At 46.1% G+C, this 2,829-nt stretch carries 2 tRNA genes and 2 rRNA genes (1 of these 4 running past the window's edge); all 4 read left to right on the top strand.

From position 1 onward, the window contains the following. The first annotated feature begins 204 nt into the window (after window positions 1–204). Window positions 205–1,730, top strand: a 16S ribosomal RNA gene (locus tag ACXAGJ_RS24530). Window positions 1,731–1,854: 124 nt separating this feature from the next. Further along, window positions 1,855–1,928 (top strand) — tRNA-Ile (locus tag ACXAGJ_RS24525). Window positions 1,929–2,017: 89 nt separating this feature from the next. Then, window positions 2,018–2,091: transfer RNA gene (locus tag ACXAGJ_RS24520), tRNA-Ala, on the top strand. 179 nt (window positions 2,092–2,270) lie between these two features. Continuing rightward, window positions 2,271–2,829 (top strand): 23S ribosomal RNA (locus tag ACXAGJ_RS24515); it runs 2,261 nt beyond the window's last position. Together the 16S and 23S rRNA genes with 2 tRNA genes alongside form the textbook arrangement of a ribosomal RNA operon.

Here is a 2,829-nt window from a genome sequence, read left to right as displayed (position 1 = left end):
ACGAAGTTTTAGGATGCTATTAATAGTGGCATTTGAATCTAAAGAAGTTCATAGACATATTGATTGACAGCGCGTACGATTTTTGGTTTTATTACCGGAGATCGAAGCAAAAAAATTAAATCGAAAGACTAGAATCATCAAAGTAAATGAGAACCGATTAATTCTGTGTTGTATTGTTTTTAGATACATAATATTTAAGAATAAACGATGAAGAGTTTGATCCTGGCTCAGGATGAACGCTAGCGGCAGGCTTAACACATGCAAGTCGAGGGGTAACAGGAGATTGCTTGCAATCTTGCTGACGACCGGCGCACGGGTGCGTAACGCGTATAGAACCTACCTTATATTGGGGGATAGCCCAGAGAAATTTGGATTAATACCCCATAGTATGCTGAATTGGCATCAGTTTAGTATTAAAGATTTATCGATATAAGATGGCTATGCGTTCTATTAGCTAGTTGGTAAGGTAACGGCTCACCAAGGCGACGATAGATAGGGGTCCTGAGAGGGAGATCCCCCACACTGGTACTGAGACACGGACCAGACTCCTACGGGAGGCAGCAGTGAGGAATATTGGACAATGGAGGCAACTCTGATCCAGCCATGCCGCGTGCAGGAAGACTGCCCTATGGGTTGTAAACTGCTTTTATAGAGGAAGAAACCGCTCTACGTGTAGAGCTCTGACGGTACTCTACGAATAAGGATCGGCTAACTCCGTGCCAGCAGCCGCGGTAATACGGAGGATCCAAGCGTTATCCGGAATCATTGGGTTTAAAGGGTCCGTAGGCGGGCTTATAAGTCAGTGGTGAAAGTTTGCGGCTCAACCGTAAAATTGCCATTGATACTGTAGGTCTTGAATCATTGTGAAGTGGTTAGAATGTGTAGTGTAGCGGTGAAATGCATAGATATTACACAGAATACCGATTGCGAAGGCAGATCACTAACAATTGATTGACGCTCAGGGACGAAAGCGTGGGTAGCGAACAGGATTAGATACCCTGGTAGTCCACGCCGTAAACGATGGTTACTAGCTGTTTGGACTTCGGTCTGAGTGGCTAAGCGAAAGTGATAAGTAACCCACCTGGGGAGTACGTTCGCAAGAATGAAACTCAAAGGAATTGACGGGGGCCCGCACAAGCGGTGGAGCATGTGGTTTAATTCGATGATACGCGAGGAACCTTACCAGGGCTTAAATGTAGTCTGACAGCTTTAGAGATAGAGTTTTCTTCGGACAGATTACAAGGTGCTGCATGGTTGTCGTCAGCTCGTGCCGTGAGGTGTCAGGTTAAGTCCTATAACGAGCGCAACCCCTGTTGTTAGTTGCCAGCGAGTAATGTCGGGAACTCTAGCAAGACTGCCGGTGCAAACCGCGAGGAAGGTGGGGATGACGTCAAATCATCACGGCCCTTACGTCCTGGGCCACACACGTGCTACAATGGCCGGTACAGAGAGCAGCCACTTAGTGATAAGGAGCGAATCTATAAAGCCGGTCACAGTTCGGATCGGAGTCTGCAACTCGACTCCGTGAAGCTGGAATCGCTAGTAATCGCATATCAGCCATGATGCGGTGAATACGTTCCCGGGCCTTGTACACACCGCCCGTCAAGCCATGGAAGCTGGGGGTACCTGAAGTCCGTCACCGCAAGGAGCGGCCTAGGGTAAAACTAGTAACTGGGGCTAAGTCGTAACAAGGTAGCCGTACCGGAAGGTGCGGCTGGAACACCTCCTTTCTAGAGAATTTAGAAATGGTACGACTCAGAAGGTTTTTATTTATGAGTTGATTTTAGTTTTTCGGCTGTCAATTAAATATTAAGGGATCGATTGTTTTATTATGCGATTGATTTTTACTAACGAAGTCTCATAGCTCAGCTGGTTAGAGCGCTACACTGATAATGTAGAGGTCGGCAGTTCGAGTCTGCCTGAGACTACGAAATAAGTTCATTTTATATTGAATAAGGAAATTTTAGAAGTTGTGCTACTGTCAACTAATATTTGGCTACGGTCAACTTTATAAGACGGGGAATTAGCTCAGCTGGCTAGAGCGCCTGCCTTGCACGCAGGAGGTCACCGGTTCGACTCCGGTATTCTCCACAAGGCAATGCCTTGAGATATAAATTTCAAGAGTATTGCAGGGAGTAGTTACTGATGTATTAGTCAGTGGCGACTCGCCACAACGTTCATTGACATATTGATTTAGAGAAAAAACGAGCACACATGATTGTAAAATTGTGTGATGTAAAATAAAAACTAAGAGCAAATTAAAGCATAAGACATAAGCTAATTAAGGGCGTATGGGGGATGCCTAGGCTCTCAGAGGCGAAGAAGGACGTGATAAGCTGCGATAAGCTACGGGGAGAGGCACATACTTGTTGATCCGTGGATTTCCGAATGGGGCAACCCGGCATGTTGAAGACATGTCACATCGTAAGATGGGCGAACGTGGGGAACTGAAACATCTAAGTACCCATAGGAGAAGAAAACAATAGTGATTCCGTTAGTAGTGGCGAGCGAACGCGGAATAGCCCAAACCAAATCGGTTACGGCCGGTTTGGGGTTGTAGGACTACAATATAGGATTTGTAATGAATTAGAACTGTTTGGAAAGACAGGCCATAGAAGGTGATAGCCCTGTATAAGTAAAGATCAAATACTTAGTAGTATCCTGAGTAGCGCGGGGCACGGGAAACCCTGTGTGAATTTGGCGGGACCATCCGCTAAGGCTAAATACTCCTGAGAGACCGATAGTGAACCAGTACCGTGAGGGAAAGGTGAAAAGAACCCTGAATAAGGGAGTGAAAAAGACCCTGAAACCATACGCTTACAAGCGGTC

The organism is Aquimarina sp. AWH4_224, from assembly GCF_056160245.1.
This window is presented reverse-complemented; position numbering and strand designations above follow the sequence as displayed.